This window comes from Amycolatopsis sp. CA-211722, from assembly GCF_056828465.1.
Map to the genome: position 1 here is coordinate 5,987,329 of NZ_CP184752.1, position 16,259 is coordinate 6,003,587.

Sequence of the window (16,259 nt, forward strand, 5' to 3'; positions counted from 1 at the left end):
ACAGATTGGACCGATCATGCACAGAGTGCTCGTGACGGGCGGCGCCGGATTCATCGGCTCTCACCTGGTCGACCGTCTCATCCAGACAGACCAGATCGACAAGGTGACCGTCCTGGACAGTCTCACCTATGCCGGCGACCGCCGGAATCTCGCCGCCGCCATGGACTCCCCGAAACTGCGGTTCGTCGAAGGCGACATCCGCGACGCCGGCCTGGTCGGCGATCTCCTGCCCGGCCACTCCGCGGTCGTGCACCTCGCCGCCGAGTCCCATGTGGACCGGTCCTTGCGCGATGTCGGCAACAGCGTCAGCACGAACGTGATGGGTACTCAGACACTGCTGGACGCAGCGATGCGCTGCGGTATCCAGAAGTTCGTGCACGTGTCCACCGACGAGGTCTACGGGCCGATGCCGACCGGCGCAGCCGGTGAAGACGCCCCCTTGCGGCCCACGGTCCCGTATGCGGCCAGCAAGGCGGCCAGCGACCTGATGGCCATGTCGTACTTCGTCAGCTTCGGCGTACCGGTCTGCATCACCCGCAGCTCCAACAACTACGGTCCCCGCCAGCACCCGGAGAAGCTGATCCCGCTGTTCCTGCGCAAGCTCCTCACCGGCGAGCCCGTCACCGTGCACGGTCACGGGCAGCACCTGCGGAACTGGCTGCACGTCGAGGACAACTGCCGGGCGATCGAACTGGTCCTGCGCCGCGGTGTCCCCGGCGAGATCTACAACATCGCCGGCGGAACCGACCTCACCACCCTGGAACTCACCGGGCGCCTGCTGCGCATCGTCGGCGCCGGCTGGGACGCGGTCACCACCGTGGCGGATCGCACCGCCAACGACATCCGCTACGCAATGGACTGGAGCAAGATCGCCGAACTCGGCTTCCGGCCCCAGCGTGACCTGGTGTCCGGTCTGGCCGAGACCGTCCACTGGTATCGCGGCAACGTCGATCGCTGGCCCGCGGCCGACGCCCCGGGAAAACCGGTCAACGCCGAGCTCGCGGCGGTCGGCGGATGACCGTCGTGACGGCACCGGGCGGCCCCCAGACGAACGCCCGGCCCTTCCTCTACGGCGACGAGATCACCGCCGTGGCCCGCGCGCTCGAGAGCGGCCAGTACGGGCACGGCGCGGAAACCGAAGCCTTCGAACGCGAGCTGGCCGCCTACCTCGACGTGCCGGACGTGGTCGCCGTCGCGACCGGCACCGCCGCGCTGCACCTGGCGCTCCTGGCCGCCGGGATCAGTCCAGGGGATGAGGTGGTCGTCCCATCGCTGACCTTCTGCGCCAGCGTCCAGGCCATCCTCGCCTGCGGCGCCCGGCCCCGGTTCATCGACGTCGACCCGGCCACCTTGTGCACCACCGCCGACCACCTCCTCGCCGCCCTCACACCGGCCACCCGCGCGGTCATGCCGGTCCTCTACGGCGGCCGCGCGGTCGACCTCACCAGCGTGCGCCAGCATCTCGCCGCCCGGGACATCGCGATCGTCGAGGACGCCGCACACGCCTTCGGCTCGCGCCTCGGTCCGCTGCGTGTCGGAGCCACCGGGGACCTGACCTGCTTCAGTTTCGACGCGATCAAAGCACTCACCTGCGGCGACGGCGGGGCCGTCGTCCCCCGGACCGCAGGGGAGGCCGCGGCCTTGCGCCGGGCTCGGGCACTGGGCATCGCCAGGTCCCGGGCCGATCGGGGCGCCGCGGTGTCCTACACCGTGGAGGACACCGGGTTCCGCTACCACCTCTCGACGCTGCACGCCGCGATCGGCCGGGTCCAGCTCGCCCGCTTCCCCGAGATGGAAACCCGCCGCAAGAACCTCTGGACCACCTACGAGACCGCGCTGCGCGAGATCGAGAACGTCACCGTGGTCGACCTCGACGTCGCCAACACCGTGCCGTTCACCTGCACGGTCCTCGTTCCCGCGCCACTGAGAGACGCAGTCCACACGGGGCTGCGGGCCGCCGAGATCGCCGTCGGCGTGCACTACCCGCTCAACCATCTCCAGCCCGCGTTCCGCGCCTGGGCCAGCCCGCTCCCGCGGTCGGAGTCGCTGTGGCGGCAGATCCTCACCCTGCCGTTCCATCCCGCCATGACCGCGAACGACGTGCACACCGTCGCGGCGGCCCTGCGCGAAACACTCCGCCTCGCCGCCAGCACGATCGACTCCGAGGCGACCGCACCCGAGCAGACTCCGGATCACCTGGAGGCGCCACGGTGACTCAGCGCCGCGCCGCCGTACTCGGGAAAGGAACCCTCGCCGTGCACGCTTGCGAGGTCATCGCCGCGCTGCCCGGCACCGTCCTGGACACGGTCATCCCCAACACGCCCGAGCCCGGCTGGGACATCAGCCTCTCCCGAGCCGTCGAACAGAACTGGCCGCGCACACGCGTGCTGCGCTCCGGTGACTGGCGCGACCTCGAACCCGGCCGGTGCGATCTCGTGTTCAGCGTGCTCTACGACAAAATCATCGGAGCCAGCCTGATCGACAGCACCCCGCACATCCTCAACTGCCACCCCGGACGCCTACCCGCCTACCGCGGCGCCCGCCCGGTCAACTGGGCATTACACAACCACGACACCCTCGCCGGCATCACGATCCACGTCATCGACTCCGGCATCGACTCCGGCCCCGTCCTCGCCGAAGCCCTGTTCTCCATCTGGCCGGGCGTCGACGAGGTCGCCGACGTCTGGTCCCGCGCCATGGACCACGGGCGCCGCCTCATCACCGACACCCTGCCCCGACTCGACGCCATCACCCCAACACCCCAAGACGAGACCAGGGCGACCACGCACTACCGGCGAGACAGCCACCTGCTCGGCGACCGCGACGGCTGGACCCGGACCACGACGCGATCCCGCCGCTGACAACACCGGCCAACGCCTACGATCACCGACGCTCCCGCGCGGCCTCCAGAACGACGTCGACGAGCCGATCCGCGGCGTCGGGCCTGCCCTGCGCGCGGGCGAGATCGGCCATGGCGCGGCGGCGCTGCGGATCGGCCAGCAGCGGCGCCACCGCGTCCTGAAGGTCCGCCGCCGTGACGTCGGCGCCCAGCAGCGCTGCCGCGGCGCCCTTGTCGGCGAGATGCCGCGCGTTGTGGGCCTGCTCGCCACCCGCCGAGGACGCCAACGGAATGAACACCGCCGCCGTGCCCAGCGCGGTCACCTCGGCGATCGTCCCCGCCCCACTGCGCGAAATGATCACGTCGGCCAAGGCGAACACATCAGGCAGTTCCACGCCGATGAAGTCGACCGGCAGATACCTGGCCGCGAGATCCGCGGGCAACGCGGCCGCGCGCTCCCGCTGGCCCTCCACGGCCGCTGTGCCGCACTGGTGGACGACGTTAGCCCGCTCCAGCAGCCACGGCAGGATCGCCGAGACGAGCTCGTTGATCTGCCTGGCGCCCTGCGCGCCACCGGTGACATACACCGTGGGCAGCGCCCGATCGAAACCCCGCACGCCGAGCGCCTTCACCGCCCGATCAGCGTCGCCCGCGAGCACCTCCGCACGCACCGGATTCCCCGTCGCGACAGCTCGCTTCCGCGTGGCGGGCGACAGGAGCGGCAGGGTCGAATCCGACGACACCGCCACCCGGGCCGCCATCCGGGCCAGTACCCGGTTCGCCAAGCCCAGCCGCAACGTCTGCTCGTGAATGACCAGCGGACGCCCACGCACCCGGGCTGCCACCCCGACCGGCACGGCGACGTAGCCGCCGGTCGCCAGCACGACATCAGGCCGGAACGCCGCCACGGCCGACCGCGCTTGCACCACGCCGAGCGGGACCCGGGCCATATCGGTCAGATTGGCCCGAGACAACATTTTCAGCGGGTTGCGCGCACGGCGGATCTTCCCAGTGGCGACCGCCTGAAACGGGATCCCCTGATCGGCGGTGACGCGCGCTTCCAATCCGGCCGCGTTTCCCACCCACAACACTTCGACGGCCCTGCCCTGATCCGACAACCGAGCCTGCAGCGTGCGGATGGTGGTCAGTGCGGGATAGGTGTGCCCGCCTGTCCCGCCGCCCGTGACCAGCAACCGGAACGCCCGCCGCTCCGGCTGCTGATCGTGCTCGATGCCGGCTTGTGCGGCGTTGTCCTTGGTCATCGTCAAAACCCGCTGTTTCTCGCCCTGCCGAGATGGGGCGACCGTGATCCGGCATGAACGCCAGCTTCCGCGCGAGATTCTTCCACAAGCACCGATGGCGGATGACGGCCACTCACACCTTGTCGAGCATCGGCAACGAGACTGTCCATTAAGGACCCAGCATGGATTGAGTGTGACGTGCCGCGGGCATCGGTGTAGGTGCTGCTGGCACACGCTGACCTGCCACCAGAAAGTGTGACAGGGTTGTCTAGGCGAGCTTGCAGATGGGAACGTGGTTCGTGACGATTACAGAGCAGACAGCGTCGACTTTCCTGGTGCAACGCAGGCAGATGCGGTGGGTGATCGGGCTTGTCTGGCATCACCGCTTGCACATCACCTTGCCGGCCGGTGGCCATCAGGAACCGGGGGAGACCATCGCCGAGACAGCGATGCGCGAAGTGCGCGAAGAGGCCGGGGTACGGTGCAGGCTCCTGCCGCTGCCACTTCCGGCCCGGTTTCCTCACCGGACGATGGCGGCCCCGTGGTGGATCGCCGAGGTCCCGGCCGGGCCCGACAATCACACCAATGCGCTCCACCTGCATCGTGATCACGTGTTCGTCGCCGAGCCGGACGGTGACTATTCCGATGATGCCGAGTCTGATGTGCAGTGGTTCGACGCGGAGGAGCTCGCGGACGCAGACGGCGTATCGGAGGATTCGCGGCTCCAAGGTGTGCAGATCCTCGCGATCCTGCAGCGTCAAGCAGACCAGGGCGGCGACTGAGCCTCACGAAACTCCGGTTTCGCCAAGGATGATGACCGGATGAACAGTCCTGAGTGGAACCCGCACAGCGCACAGGACCGGAATCGCGGGGATGTCCACGGCAAGTGTTTTCCGTCACCGCCTCGAAATATGAAGCCAAAGTATAGCCGGGTCTGGTTTAGGGATACTATTCTGTCGTTCAACATCTCATTCTGGAGGGACGTGGCGTGGCTCAGAAGGTTTCGGTAAGTCTTGTCGACGACATTGACGGCACGGAAGCGGCCGAGACCGTGGAGTTCGGTCTCGACGGCGTGACGTACCACATTGATCTGTCCGAGGAGAACGCGGAAGAACTTCGCGACATCTTCGAACAGTACGTCGAACACGGTCGCAAGGCTGGTGGACGCAAACGTAAAGCGGTCGTGGCCCCGGCTGTGGCTGCGTTGGCGGTGGTGTCCAAGGCGCCGACGGCGGCTGATCGTGAGCAGAACCAGGCGATTCGGGCCTGGGCGCGCAAGAACGGGTTCGCGGTGTCCGATCGTGGACGGATCCCGTCCGAGGTCGTCGAGGCGTACCACAAGAAGAACTAGCTGGAGGGCGTCGGAGGGTGCCGCTGGTTGTCCCTTCCGACGCCGAAGGAGAGCGACGTCCGGTCTGCGGGCGGCTCGTGCAGGCCGGGCCAGCGCAACGAGGACGCGGCACATCGGGTGGCGACCGCTCGACCAGGTGAACTCGCCGCTGCGTAGCCGCTGATGGCCGCGTGCCCGCCTATCGTCGGTGGCTGTGACGCAGTGTGGGAACAACTCGCCGGGCGGCGGCGCGCATGATGAGCGGGAAGCCGTCCGATTGGTTCGTGAAGCCGAAGCCGCCCGCCGGCGCGTGTTCGGCCGGTGGAACCCGCCCTGTCATCGTGGCCAGCAGGTGGCGTTGCTGATCGATTTAACCAACCTGGCACTGCTGTTTGCGTGATGTTTGTGGATCTTGCTCTGGCTCGCTACGTTCGCGCCTAATCGATCATGAACGGATTGTTCGTGATGTAAGCCCTCGCGATGGATCTGCGGCGGCCGCAGGACTACTTCCACCGCATCTGGAGCACCGGCTTCCGTGCCACCGACCTGGCCGACGTAGGGGAGAACGACCTCGACGAGGTACAGACACCGTGACCACCGCGCCGTCCGCCACCCGCACCGCGGCCGCACTCGTTGCCCACCGCGGCACCGTCGAGAAGATGCTCGATCGCCTCCAGGTCACCGTTCGCCAGATGCGCCGCGGACACGCCAAGATCACCGTCGCCGCGGTCAGCCGCCGGGCCCGACGTCTCCAGAACGTTCCTCTATCAGAACCCTGACGCCCGCAAGCTCGTCGAAGCCGCCGTCGCGGAGGCAGCGGGGCAACGCGCGCAGGACAGGACGGAGCAGACCGCGCACATCGCGGTGTCCTGGCGGGAACGGGCGCTCAACGCCGAAGACGCCCTCACCCGCGCGACCTCCGAGATCTCCTTGCAGCGCAACACCATCGGTCAGCTCCTGGGCCGGATCCGCGACCTGGAACAGGACTTGCCCGAAGACGGAATCCAGCGAATCGTCACCGAGAACACCACCTTGAAACAGAAGGTGCGCCAACTCGAACAGGACAACCAGCGTTTGCGGGAACGCCTTCAGGGAGCCCGCGACAACACCCGTTTCCTCGACAAACGAGTCGCCGACCTGGAAGCGCAGCTCCTTGCCGAGCCTGGCCTGCCCGGAGGCCCGCCGTCGACCGCTTAACTCTTTCCGGTTAACTCACCCAGGCAGAGGGGCAACTACGACCGCAGGGTGCGCATAGTTGGAGTGTTGACAATGGAGTAGCGACTGAGACAGGTGGAGGTTGTGATGGTGCTGCGGATCAAACTCGGCGACTACCGACCCGCGCCTCAACCGGACCCGTTGGGGCGAAGTTACATCGGCTACTTCCCGCGCATGACCGAGCGGGAGGCATGGGAAGCCGCCCGCGGGGCCTGGAAACTCAGTGATCGCAAGGTCCGACGGGAACGATTCGTGCTCGTCGTCGGCCACGGGCATGTCCGCGCTGTCGCCGAAATCTCTGCCGTGATCGCCCACGACGACCGGAAGGAACTCCGAGGCGACCTCCTCGGTCCCGGGCACCCGCTCTACGACCGCTACATCACCCTCGACGACCCACTGGCCAACGACTCGCAGAACTCCGTCACCTACGGCGAACTGCCCGAGGAAGCAGGCGCGCGCACCCGCCCCTGCGGCTGCGGCTGTGAGCAGGTCACTGAGCGGGATTTCGTGCCTGGTCACGAAATCCGGGCCGTCCAAGCGCGAGTGCGCACACATTTCGGCGGCAACGTGGCCTCGTTCCTGGCCTGGCTCGACACCGCTCTGCCTCCCGGACAGCCTGCCAGGCGAGCAATCTGATGAGACCGCGTCTCCGAACTGCGATTGCGGAGGGCAGTGTCCTCGCGGTGATCGTGATTGTCGGCTTCTGCCTCTGGTACATCTGGCATCCGCCTGTCTGGGCGCTCCTGGTCGGCGCGGTCGTCGTCGGCATCGCGGTGTCCTGGTACTTCAACCGGCCCCGCCTCAGCCCTGCCGCGCGGGCCGAGCAGGACGCGATCCGGGCACTGTGGTCCCTTGCGCGGCGCTTGCCCCGCAAGGGAATGCTGCACGACTCGGTCAGCGGTCACCTCGTCGGCGCGGATCGGCGTTTCGGCATGCTGACGTTGTTCGTCGCCGACCGTCCTCCGCCCAAGGACGGCAGCGACGACCTGGATGCGGTCGGGACTTGGTACATGCTGAGTTCGTTCGGCCGTCCGATGCCGCCGCCGCTGCTCCGCCGCCAAGGACCGCTCGTCGAGGGCGGAGCCGATTCGATGTCGTGGAGCCAGGCAGGCGAACTTCTCAGGTTCAACGACGCCACCGGGGCCATGAACGTCACCCCTGACGAATTGGCCGAACTGCTCCTCAAACTCCAGCGCGCCCTGGAGAATCGATGACCCACCGATCGCCCGAACGAGCGAACTTTCGCGGCCGGACGGACGATACGTCACGCGCATGTCGACATCGTGAAACCGCAGGTCAGGAGCCAAAACTCACTGCCCTAGCTCGGTTTAGTCGATTTCGAGAATCTGGTTCTGGGGGCCGGTTCGACCGTGCCTGATCGGTATGAGCCGGTGCCGGCTACGGCACTGACGTGGTTGTGCCGGGCGTACGGGCCGACCACGATCCGCCGGGCCTATGCCGACTGGGCCGACCCGCGCTTCGGCCGCGACCAGCAGATGCTGGAGCGCAACGGCGTCGATCTGGTCCAGCTGGGGCGCGGCCCGTCCCGCAAGAACGGTGCGGACATCCGGATGGCGGTGGAGGCGATGGAGACGTTGATCGTGCACCCGTCGGTCGACGCGTTCGTCTTGGTCAGCGGGGACAGTGACTTCTCGCCGCTGGTGTCGAAGTTGCGGGAGTTCGGCAAGTCCGTGATCGGCGTCGGCGCGGAGACCTCGGCCAGTGCGCGCCTGGTGTCGGTGTGCTCGGAATATCAGCTGTGGGGATCCATCATTGAGCACACGGAGCCACAACTGGCCGAGGCATGCCCGGCCTCTGCACCGGTCCTCCGGCTGGCCGAAGCCGAGAAGATGGTGGTGGCCGCGATGAAGCAGTGCCCGACGGCGGCCCCCACAGCCTCATGGCTGAAATCGAAACTGCTGGCTCTGGACCCTGACTTCGACGAGGCCAACTTCGGCTGTGCCAGCTTCCGGGAACTCCTGGGCCAGCTGGAGCATCGGGTCCGAGCGGTCGGCCGGTCAGCCGGCGACATCACCCTCACTTGATCGAGCCCGTCGAACGACCGCTGGCGCGCTCTACCGCGGATGACCACGGCCACCCGGGCGGCACACCGACTCCGGCCCGGTCATCACATGCTCAACCGCCCCACGGACGGCATCGGCCACTTGTCCGGGACCGCGCGTTGCGTGACCGTGCCTCGTTCTGCCGGGCCGCATCCGCTCGTCGGGGTGATCCGGACCTTGCGTGGTCCCCGGGACCGGTAGTGTGCCGGTACTCGCCGCCCACCTGAAGACTCTTGGGGAACACGATGAGCATGGATGACGTCGCCCGTGTGGCCGCTTCGGTGGACAAGGTGTCGGTGGGGCGGGTGTATGACTATCTGCTCGGCGGGACGCACAACTATGCCGTCGATCAGGCTTTCGCGGAGCAGCAGCTCGCGGTGCTGCCGGAGATCCGGGACTTCGCCCGCGCGAACCGCGCGTTCCTGGGCCGTGCCGTGCGTTTCATGGTCGGGCAAGGTATCCGGCAGTTCGTGGACATCGGCTCCGGATTGCCGACACAGGGCAACGTGCACGAGGTCGCCGACGAGGTGGCGCCGGGTGAGTGCCGGGTGGTCTACATCGACAACGAACCGATCGCCCGAGCGCATGCGCAGATCCTGCTCGAGCAGACCGCGGACCCGAACCGGCACGCGGCATTGGACGCCGATTTCTTCGACCGGCGCCTGCTGTGGGACCGCGTGCTCGACACGGGTTTGATCGACCGGACCCAGCCGATCGGGCTGCTGCTGGTCGCGTTGCTGCATTTCATGCCCGACGAACAGAACCCGCACGCCGCGCTCGGTTTCCATCGCACGATGCTGCCGCCGGGCAGTTTCCTGGCGGTCTCGCATATTCACGTCGCGCCGGAGGATGTCGAGACGCGGAACGCGGGCGAGAAAGTGGCGCGGGAGTACGGGCGCCGGACCAATCACGCCGCGATCATGCGCTCGCGTGAGCAGATCGCCGAGTTCTTCGGAGACCTGGAATTGGTCGAACCCGGTCTTGTGTGGCTGCCGCAATGGCACCCCGACACGGCGGGAGCCGATAAGGACGCCGCCCGGTCGCGTGGCCTCGCCGGAGTGGCACGCACCCGCTGACCGGTCGGGCCTACCTGCCTCTAGCCAGCCGGGTCGTCGGTGCGGTCCTCGGGCGACGAGGGAGGAGGCGGCAGGCTGGCCATGCCCGTACGGCGTCGATGCTGCTGTAGCTGGAGTAGGCGGCGGCCAGGTCGTCATTCGCGATCGGTTCTAGCCCGATCGCCTGACGCCATGTGTTCACTCCGGCCGGGTCATCGAGCGGGTAAAGGCGGCACCCTCTGCCGGGGAAGCACAGGGACTGGGTGTCCCAGCGCTGTGGTTGCCGTGTGTCCGTGGCGACTCGGTCGGCGAGGTAGGCGTGGTCGCGTACCGCGACGTCGTCGTCGGGGTCGACGGCCGCGGCGAGCAGCGGAAGCCAGCGCGCCCGCTCCGCCGCGGGCGCGTGCTGGGCGAGCAGCCACGCCGCGTGCGCGGCCGCCGAGCCCACCAGGCCTGTGCCAGGCCAGCCGACACGCTCGATCACCGAGGCAAGGAACGCCGTGTTGCGCGCATCGACCTCATGCGACGTCTTCCCTGTTTGATCTACGTGTTGCAGTTGGTTCTGTTGTATGTAGAAGGGGCTTGTGTGTCGACGTTGTGGGAAGTGCACTGGGTACCTGACCCGAGGCCGGTGCCTCAGGGTCTGCATCCGGTGCTTGATCGGTGGTGTGATCTTGCCGATCGTGAGCAGCAGTGCCAGATCGATCCGGGAGATCCGTTCATGACGGATCCGGAAGGCCGGGTCGACGCCAGGTTGACCTTGTACTTTACGAAGTCGCGTTTCGCGCGGTTGAGGCCGGAGACGAAACGGAACTATACGACCGATTGCTGTTTGTTCTTCAATTTCTTGTGGAGCCGAGGAAAGACATGGACCGAGGCCACGGCCGACGACTTGCTCGACTTTGAGGATTGGCGCCGCTGGTCGCCGCGGAACCCGAAGACGATCAGCGGGTCAAAGTGGAACCGGGAGTTGGCCGCGCTGACTAAACTGTATCTGTGGGCGTCCGGCAAGGAATTTGTTGAGGTCAACCCGGTCCTGATGCGCGAGGTGCGGGGCCGACACGGCGATGTCGCCACGGTCGCTGCGGCCAAAGCCAAGGCTGCGCGCGCCAGCGACGTGAAGTGGTTGACACCACGCGCCTTCCGGCTGCTGACGGTGGCCACGGATGCCCGTCGGTCGTCGAACGAGCTGAGTGAGCCTTGGGCAAGGTGCGTACAGGGCCATTGGGAAGTGCGGAGGGTCTACCGATCATCCTGTGACAGGAAATCAGCGGCGGCGCGAGCCCGGTCGGCGGCGTGTTCGATCCCGAGTTCGGCCAGCCGCGCCCGCCAGCGCCCCCTCCAGGTGACGCGCTGCGTATCGTCGGTGAGTACTGCGTCGATCGTGGTCTTGGAGGTAAACGGCCAGAGCGGATCTGGTTCCGCGGCAAGGCAAAGACGTGCCAGGATTGCGCGCCGGACGATGTCACGCATGCGATCGACGGCTCGGCCGACTGCGACGCCGAAGGCGTGCTCCATCTCCTCCTCGGGCACGGTGGAGATCCCGCCGATGACCCGCCGCAACCTGCTCGACGAGATTTGTCCACCGTGGACCAGCAGCGAGCGCAGGTTGTATAGGTGCCCGATGTCGTCGAACAACGCCGTCGCCGGGTCACGGTCGGTCGCCAGCAACGTCGCGACGCGGGTCCGGAGACGCAACGTCACCTCTTCCTTCGGATCGCCTTCTCCGATGAGTACGGCTTCCAGCGCTGTGGCGAGGTCGACCAGATGCTCGTAGGGGCTGGCGGTGCTGTGGGAGCGGTTGAACTTGGCCAACGCGACGTCGAAGGACGCCGCGGCCATCTTGTCTCGCTTGACATCGGCTGCGTCGATCATGGCGCCAAGCGCGGTGAACGCGTCCCCTTCATCTCCCGTGAGGCGCACGGTTCGCCTAACCGTGAGTCTGCCGAGGTCGCCCTTGCCGAAGGTGCGCATGCGCGGGGTCATCCGCGTGACCAGGGTCGTCGTCCCCGCCGTTTCGTAGCCCGATTGCACGGTGCCGGCCGTGACCAGGCGCGCGAGGAAGAGGAACCGCTCAAGCCGCTCGGACAAGCGGACGTCGACTGCGTTGTGGTCGGGCTCGTCGGTGCGTTCACGGGTGATCAGCAGCGCGTGAGGTGGGTCGTGGACGACGGGAACGTCACGGTCCCATGCTCGCGGAGCACCCTTGATCTCACGCTGGATGCGATCGCTGAACAGCCCGAAGACGCCGTCCCGCTCGGGGACGACGGTGATCCCGCCGATCTCCAACTCCTCGCCGCTGGCTGTGGTCAGGTGGGACACGTGCCGGGTGACGACGACCTCAATGGTCGTGGTCGCCAGTACCGTCAGCAGTTCGTTGATCGACTCGTCGACGGCCGGTGCGTTGAGGTCGAACCGGTCAGCGAGAGCGCAGCGGGCGACGCACGCCTCAAGAAAGGTGAAGATGTACTGCGAGGCGAACTCGCCGTGGCGGCGCCCGAGAGGCTTGGCAAAGCGGTCGGGGTAGGCCTCGTCGAGCAGGGCTTCCAGCTCCTTGTACTCGGCGAGGATCATGATGTCGGGGCCGGCGTAGTCGCGGCCGGCCGTGACGAAGGGCTGGTACGCGGACGGCGGGATAACGTGGTCGCTCCCGAGTACGTCGAAGGCCCTCGCGATGAAGGCCCGGCAGGCTGCGGAGATGTCTCGCGGATCGACGACGTCGCTCATGGCCGTGGATTCTGGCACCGGAAGCAGTCACGCCCAAGTAGGTGAACCGGGCCTTCGCGGGGCTGTGCCACGGGCTGCACCGGTGCGGCATCATCGGTGTGGAGCGCGGTCGGCTCAGCAAGGAATGCCCTGGCCAGCAACGGTGGTCAGGGGCATTCCCGAAGGTGGGAATCACTCATCACGGCGTTTACAGGTCGAACTCGCCGTCGTTGACGCCTCGGACGAAGGCGGTCCATTCGGCGGGGGCACCGACTGCCACCTCGCCGGCGACGACGGCGGCGGCCTGCTGTGCACGCCGCCGATCATGCTCGCCGAGCTCGTCGCCGCAGGCCACCACCGGCGCGTCGTCACCGAAACCATGCGGTAGGCACGGTTACGGCCTTCGTCGGGTGAGCACCCAGCACCCTGCGCGATTTCCGTCCCGGATCCGGTCCCAGCGGTGGCCCACGACCTTCTCACACCGGGTTTTACCCATGGCGGTGCTGTGGTGTGCCTCGATCGCGTTCGAGATCGTGCTGGACGGCGGCAGGCTGACCACGCCCTGGCACGCCCTCGCGCTCGTCAGAGTCGGCGCACTCGGCGGGGCCGCGGGAGCGGGACTCGCCGTTGTCCGGTCATTCCGGGGCCGCGCGGCTGATCTACTGCTCTGGTGTGTGCCGCTGGACGTGGCGGCGTTGGCGGTGACGGTCTCGATCGTGGCTTCCCGCGACACCCTCCTCGACGCGGGCGGATGCCTCGACGGCACGGATTACTCTCCCCACGGGTGATCGGCGTGCAGAACGGCGTCCGGATCTGGACCGGCACGAACGGCACCGAGCTGCGCTTCACCATCATCGAGCCAGGTTCGCTTACCCCGTTCAGCCCGGAGTTCTGGAACTGGGGACCGATTCCGCACGACGACGCTACCCGCGCCACGTTGACCCGGCTCGGGTTCGGCTAACTGTCCGGTCAGGAGGCTGACGGGGCCAACCGCCAGTCCCGGCAGAAGCCGCGCAGGTATCGGACCAATTCGCTACCTGTGCCACTCGAATGCCAGGTGAGTCGCGACTGCCTTTCCGACGGTGCCACGCCACGATCGGCACGAGGGCCTGGTGCCGGGCCAGGCGCGTGAGACGAGGAAGGACTCGTGATGGAAGGCGCGGTCGAGGGCATGTAGGGGTTGTTTCTGCCTGGCTGGGAAGACCTGAGTATCTGGGGTTATGACTCGGGTGTCAGCAGCTTCGTCGCTCAGCTGACTCGCAACGGCAACAGCGACGACGACGGCCCTGAGGTGTGGATCACGCCCGGGGCGAGCTACCCGGTGGTGGCCAGCCTCGCTCTCCTGCAGGGCCTGATCGCTAACGCCACCAGCGTCGCGGCCGCGGATGTCGCCGCGGCGATGAACCACGCCGTCGACTATCAGGGCGCGCCCGCCCGCTATCGGATCGCCGACTGAGGAGCACGGATGGGACAGCCGATAGGATGATGGTCGCCCAACGGAGCACCGTGCTACGCCCACGGTGCCGCGCCGGCGTTCTTGTGGACGGAGAAGCAACTGCGCGACCACGGGCTCCGGCCTGCGACCGGGGTGGCGGACGCGTTCGTCCACTCCCAGTACGGCCCTGCGGCGCTCTACCTGATCACCACCTGCGAGCTGGACAACGCGAACGCGTGGCCACCATCCCGCCCCGCCGACGGCGAGCTCGCGACGGGCACGCCATCGTGGTGGCGGTGATGGCCGAGCGGCGAGTGCGCGGCAACGGGGCGTGCACGCCGACGCCACCGTGACCCGACCACCCGCACAGCCAGGCGCATGGCCGGCGGGGCCGCCTCCTGGCGCGCCAATTGCTCGCGGGCGCCGGGGCGATGGGCGTCCAGCCGGGAGGCGCCGTCGCAGGTCAGGACGTGTTCCGGCGCGGGCGAGACGTCCCGCCACTCCTCCGGCGCCACAGCGTGACCTCCCGGGTGTGGCGCCGACCGTCCTCTTCCTTGTGGACTGTTCACGACTGGTGCTCGTCTGGGCCGGTCGGACCCTTGATGACCTGGGACAACGTAGAAGTTGCGCGCGCGAAAATCCACGATCACCGTTTATTGGGCGGCGAAACCGCTGGTCAGAGGGTAAAAATCACCGTTTCGAGTGATTTTGCCTGGGAGGATGGGACGGCAGTAAAGATTTCAACCAGAGAGCCTTGTTCGGGTCTGGGGCACGCGCGAATTGCTCCACTTTGGACAGTGCAAGGTGGCCTGCCACCGGGCTCGGGGTGGGCATTCTTTTCTGCGCGACCACGGCCCGCTACACGCTCCGCAATGAGAATGGTCGAGTGGTCGCCTCCTGCGGTATTCTTCCGGCAGGTATCTGCTGCTCGTGCATCGTCCCCGTCCCGCTCCGGTTGCATCCCGCGCGCGACGTCGGTGCGGGGTGGCCAGCCCCGCAGCCCGCGGGGCACCCTGCCCGGTCGGGAAACCGGGAGTTCGTACATGGGTAGTCAAGGTACCGACGACGAGGACCGTCGGGTTCGGGAACGATTCGCGCAGGGCTGCGAGGCTCTCGCGACGTTTCTAGAGGTAGGAGCCCTAACCACGGAGTTCCTGCAAGACGGCGCGAGCCTGACAGCCAAGGCTGTCAGGCTCGCGGCGATCGGACTCCGGATGCTCGCCAGGTGGGCGCGTAGGTAGCCGGTAGCCCTCGTCGACGCGGCTGGGCGGTCGCGCGTGGTGTCTCCAGCACCCCGCGGCCGTTCAGTCCCGCCAGGCCCAATCATAGCGAATTTAATCCCCCTGCGAAAGTCGGCTAAATTCGCCCAAAATCAGTTTCCAGTCGAAGCGTTTAGCGAATCAAATGCAGGCAACTCGGTTTCCATTAAGGTAAACAGATTCAATATTTGACAAGCTGCAAATGTCAAACTACCCGAAATATCACACTTAACATTTATTGGAAATAAATGTTCGTCCTTTTAGTGCATTGTGGACACTCTCTTCGGCGGTCGAGCCTGGTCAGCGCGCCGGGTCGGCCGCGTACCTGGTGCGGGCTACAGGTGGGCGGATGTCATAGTGCAGGTCGGCCAGCACTTCGATCGCGATACATCGTTCGGTTGCCCGCCCGATTGAAGTTCCACTGCTCGCGCGGGCACTGCACGCCGCGATCGCTCACTTCGCGAGGCCGGGCGAGCACATCCGCGCAAACCGCCTCTGAGTGCCCCGGTTGGACGTAGGGGAATCCTGGGTTAAACCCCATCAAACACTGGTCTTTGGCCTGCGAACTTGGCTCTATGGGGTCAAGATTCGGCGTCGGGTGTTCACCGTGCGTGTGGTTCGGCCACCCGGGCGTAGTGGTTGCCGACACGGCGCCCTGCGCCGCGCCAACGACCCGGACCCCTGCTTCCTCGGGCGAGGAACCGTGGCGGCTGCCCGCGCAGCTGACCGCCCCCGGACTCGAGGAGGCGCTCGACGCGATCCTGTGCATCCCTGGATCCTGCAGAACAACGCCGACGACATCCCCGACAACCCGGATCGCGACGTCGTGTCGCTGTCGACGGCGAACCTCACCGCCGCCGGCGTCACCGGCGGCGGACTCGGGCACATGGGTGTATTCGTCGCCTCCGCCACCCGCGCCCAGCTGGAGCTGCTCGCCGCGGCGCGGACCTGATCGCCGACGCGAAGGCCGCCCCATTCCGGTCCCAGAGCGTGCCGCGGGTCGTCGAGCGGTCACGGAAAATACTGCGGTGCGGCACGGGTAGCGCTGCTACTTGTCCTCGGTCACCGGGTCCCAGCGTGGGCGGGGATCGGCTCGGCGAGAGGCGCATCGTGCGG

20 protein-coding genes and 1 pseudogene are annotated in these 16,259 nt (G+C 67.2%); 17 read left to right on the forward strand and 4 right to left on the reverse strand.

Annotated features, from left to right (window positions below; all coding sequences use genetic code 11):
- Positions 1 to 16: 16 nt before the first annotated feature.
- From ACOCEP_RS28315 to ACOCEP_RS28325, 3 genes are read left to right on the forward strand one after another with little or no spacing between them, the layout of a single operon-like run.
- On the forward strand, positions 17 to 1,018 hold the full coding sequence (locus ACOCEP_RS28315) for a dTDP-glucose 4,6-dehydratase (RefSeq protein WP_482332092.1): 1,002 nt from the start codon (positions 17 to 19) through the stop codon (positions 1,016 to 1,018).
- Complete coding sequence (locus tag ACOCEP_RS28320; RefSeq protein ID WP_482332093.1) at positions 1,015 to 2,214, forward strand: DegT/DnrJ/EryC1/StrS family aminotransferase; 1,200 nt, start codon at positions 1,015 to 1,017, stop codon at positions 2,212 to 2,214. The genes ACOCEP_RS28315 and ACOCEP_RS28320 overlap by 4 nt, the downstream gene beginning before the upstream one ends.
- Entirely contained in the window at positions 2,211 to 2,861 is a 651-nt protein-coding gene (locus ACOCEP_RS28325; protein ID WP_482332094.1) for a formyl transferase, read from the forward strand. Before ACOCEP_RS28320 ends, ACOCEP_RS28325 begins: the two co-directional genes overlap by 4 nt.
- 22 nt (positions 2,862 to 2,883) lie before the next feature.
- Here ACOCEP_RS28325 and ACOCEP_RS28330 read toward each other — a convergent pair whose 3' ends face one another.
- The gene (locus ACOCEP_RS28330) at positions 2,884 to 4,101 is read right to left on the reverse strand and encodes a UDP-N-acetylglucosamine--N-acetylmuramyl-(pentapeptide) pyrophosphoryl-undecaprenol N-acetylglucosamine transferase (RefSeq protein WP_482332095.1); all 1,218 of its coding nucleotides are present in this window, start codon (positions 4,099 to 4,101) and stop codon (positions 2,884 to 2,886) included.
- A gap of 278 nt (positions 4,102 to 4,379) precedes the next feature.
- Between ACOCEP_RS28330 and ACOCEP_RS28335 the strand changes: the two genes are divergently transcribed.
- The 8 genes from ACOCEP_RS28335 (at position 4,380) to ACOCEP_RS28370 (ending at position 9,764) form a co-directional block, all read left to right on the forward strand.
- The gene (locus tag ACOCEP_RS28335) at positions 4,380 to 4,862 is read left to right on the forward strand and encodes an NUDIX domain-containing protein (RefSeq protein WP_482332096.1); all 483 of its coding nucleotides are present in this window, start codon (positions 4,380 to 4,382) and stop codon (positions 4,860 to 4,862) included.
- A 206-nt stretch (positions 4,863 to 5,068) separates the two neighbouring features.
- Positions 5,069 to 5,431 (forward strand): histone-like nucleoid-structuring protein Lsr2, encoded by a 363-nt coding sequence (locus ACOCEP_RS28340; protein ID WP_482332098.1) that lies wholly within the window; start codon positions 5,069 to 5,071, stop codon positions 5,429 to 5,431.
- 187 nt (positions 5,432 to 5,618) lie between these two features.
- The gene (locus ACOCEP_RS28345) at positions 5,619 to 5,810 is read left to right on the forward strand and encodes a hypothetical protein (RefSeq protein WP_482332099.1); all 192 of its coding nucleotides are present in this window, start codon (positions 5,619 to 5,621) and stop codon (positions 5,808 to 5,810) included.
- A gap of 233 nt (positions 5,811 to 6,043) precedes the next feature.
- The gene (locus ACOCEP_RS28350; RefSeq protein WP_482332100.1) at positions 6,044 to 6,607 is read left to right on the forward strand and encodes a hypothetical protein; all 564 of its coding nucleotides are present in this window, start codon (positions 6,044 to 6,046) and stop codon (positions 6,605 to 6,607) included.
- Positions 6,608 to 6,712: 105 nt separating this feature from the next.
- Positions 6,713 to 7,261 carry a hypothetical protein gene (locus tag ACOCEP_RS28355; RefSeq protein ID WP_482332102.1) on the forward strand — a complete coding sequence of 183 codons (549 nt, stop codon included), beginning with the start codon at positions 6,713 to 6,715 and terminating at the stop codon, positions 7,259 to 7,261.
- Between the two features lie 47 nt (positions 7,262 to 7,308).
- Positions 7,309 to 7,839, forward strand: a complete 531-nt coding sequence (locus tag ACOCEP_RS28360) for a hypothetical protein (protein WP_482332104.1) — start codon at positions 7,309 to 7,311, stop codon at positions 7,837 to 7,839.
- Positions 7,840 to 7,995: 156 nt separating this feature from the next.
- A complete protein-coding gene (locus ACOCEP_RS28365) occupies positions 7,996 to 8,670 on the forward strand; it encodes an NYN domain-containing protein (protein WP_482332105.1) in 675 nt (224 codons plus the stop codon).
- A gap of 269 nt (positions 8,671 to 8,939) precedes the next feature.
- Positions 8,940 to 9,764 carry an SAM-dependent methyltransferase gene (locus tag ACOCEP_RS28370; RefSeq protein ID WP_482339838.1) on the forward strand — a complete coding sequence of 275 codons (825 nt, stop codon included), beginning with the start codon at positions 8,940 to 8,942 and terminating at the stop codon, positions 9,762 to 9,764.
- A gap of 10 nt (positions 9,765 to 9,774) precedes the next feature.
- On the opposite strand, the gene ACOCEP_RS28375 is transcribed toward ACOCEP_RS28370, so the two are convergent.
- Positions 9,775 to 10,392 (reverse strand): DUF6624 domain-containing protein, encoded by a 618-nt coding sequence (locus ACOCEP_RS28375; protein WP_482332106.1) that lies wholly within the window; start codon positions 10,390 to 10,392, stop codon positions 9,775 to 9,777.
- A gap of 72 nt (positions 10,393 to 10,464) precedes the next feature.
- Here ACOCEP_RS28375 and ACOCEP_RS28380 point away from each other — a divergent pair.
- Positions 10,465 to 10,734: pseudogene (locus ACOCEP_RS28380) on the forward strand (site-specific integrase); the annotation flags it as partial.
- Positions 10,735 to 10,985: 251 nt separating this feature from the next.
- On the opposite strand, the gene ACOCEP_RS28385 reads toward ACOCEP_RS28380, so the two are convergent.
- The gene (locus tag ACOCEP_RS28385) at positions 10,986 to 12,470 is read right to left on the reverse strand and encodes a hypothetical protein (protein ID WP_482332107.1); all 1,485 of its coding nucleotides are present in this window, start codon (positions 12,468 to 12,470) and stop codon (positions 10,986 to 10,988) included.
- Positions 12,471 to 12,657: 187 nt separating this feature from the next.
- The gene (locus tag ACOCEP_RS28390; protein ID WP_482332108.1) at positions 12,658 to 12,807 is read right to left on the reverse strand and encodes a hypothetical protein; all 150 of its coding nucleotides are present in this window, start codon (positions 12,805 to 12,807) and stop codon (positions 12,658 to 12,660) included.
- Between the two features lie 136 nt (positions 12,808 to 12,943).
- Between ACOCEP_RS28390 and ACOCEP_RS28395 the strand changes: the two genes are divergently transcribed.
- The 5 genes from ACOCEP_RS28395 to ACOCEP_RS28415 all read left to right on the forward strand — a co-directional run bounded on the left by ACOCEP_RS28395 (position 12,944) and on the right by ACOCEP_RS28415 (position 16,095).
- Positions 12,944 to 13,237 carry a hypothetical protein gene (locus ACOCEP_RS28395; protein WP_482332109.1) on the forward strand — a complete coding sequence of 98 codons (294 nt, stop codon included), beginning with the start codon at positions 12,944 to 12,946 and terminating at the stop codon, positions 13,235 to 13,237.
- Entirely contained in the window at positions 13,234 to 13,410 is a 177-nt protein-coding gene (locus ACOCEP_RS28400) for a hypothetical protein (protein ID WP_482332110.1), read from the forward strand. Before ACOCEP_RS28395 ends, ACOCEP_RS28400 begins: the two co-directional genes overlap by 4 nt.
- Before the next feature lie 219 nt (positions 13,411 to 13,629).
- On the forward strand, positions 13,630 to 13,905 hold the full coding sequence (locus ACOCEP_RS28405; protein ID WP_482332111.1) for a hypothetical protein: 276 nt from the start codon (positions 13,630 to 13,632) through the stop codon (positions 13,903 to 13,905).
- A gap of 81 nt (positions 13,906 to 13,986) precedes the next feature.
- Complete coding sequence (locus ACOCEP_RS28410; RefSeq protein WP_482332112.1) at positions 13,987 to 14,184, forward strand: hypothetical protein; 198 nt, start codon at positions 13,987 to 13,989, stop codon at positions 14,182 to 14,184.
- Positions 14,185 to 15,906: 1,722 nt separating this feature from the next.
- Positions 15,907 to 16,095 (forward strand): hypothetical protein, encoded by a 189-nt coding sequence (locus ACOCEP_RS28415; protein ID WP_482332113.1) that lies wholly within the window; start codon positions 15,907 to 15,909, stop codon positions 16,093 to 16,095.
- Positions 16,096 to 16,259 lie beyond the last annotated feature (164 nt).